Here is an 831-nt window from a genome sequence, read left to right as displayed (position 1 = left end):
CCCGCAGCCGGGCGAGCCGGCCCGACTCCGGGTAGGACGGGGATGCCGACGTCACTGGTCGATTCTCACCGGCGGGTCCGACAGTTCACGCCCCTCCGGACCGCTTCTCACGGTCGCCGCACCGGTGCTCACGGTAGCAGCACCAGGGTCCGCGGCGCCTCCGGCGGCCGGTGGCAGCCCGGTGACGCGACGCGCCCGAAGAGCTACAAAGCCGAAATGCCCACGTTGGAAACGTTGAGCGGCAAGAATCCGACGACGGGAGATCGGAACCTTCGCGGGAAGAGGCGGTTTCATGGCAGGGCGGGACAACGAGTACGAACGCCCCATCCTGCTCAGCTGCGGCGGCTGCGACGTGCGCTGGACGGCGCTGACCGCGGCGCACTGCCCGTCCTGCCACGAGACCTTCGCCGGCACCACCACCGGCTTCGACGCGCATCGGGTGAAGGGGACCTGCCTTTCCCCGGAACGGGCCGGGTTGCGCCGCGACCGCGGATACTGGCTCAGCGGAGACGAACAGCCGCCCGGCCGCATCCTGCGGGCCTCCGACCGGCGGGGCGGTTCGGCCGGCCCCGCGGGCGGCGGCGGCGGAGGAGGCGGCGCGGTACGGATGGCCGGCTGACCGAGCCCTCCCCTCACCGGACGGTAGGCGGATCCCACCTGCCGCCTGCGGCCGGGACTGGATGGCCGAGCCGGTCGCAGCAGGCACGACGCCAGGCATGGTGGTAGGGACGTGCCACCGTCACGGTGTAGTGGACGGACGGGGTAAAGGGTGCCCGTCAGTGAAGATTCGACCGAGGTGGCACGCTCAGGAGTCGAAATGAAATAACTTGC

At 71.0% G+C, this 831-nt stretch carries 1 protein-coding gene; it reads left to right on the top strand.

Annotated features, from left to right (window positions below; translation table 11 throughout):
* Window positions 1–292 precede the first annotated feature (292 nt).
* Window positions 293–619, top strand: coding sequence for an FDXHR family putative zinc-binding protein (locus tag ACY5KJ_RS18465; RefSeq protein ID WP_462188441.1), 327 nt, complete (start codon window positions 293–295; stop codon window positions 617–619).
* The last annotated feature ends 212 nt before the right edge of the window (window positions 620–831 follow it).

It is taken from the genome of Frankia sp. CcWB3 (assembly GCF_977927595.1).
This window is presented reverse-complemented; position numbering and strand designations above follow the sequence as displayed.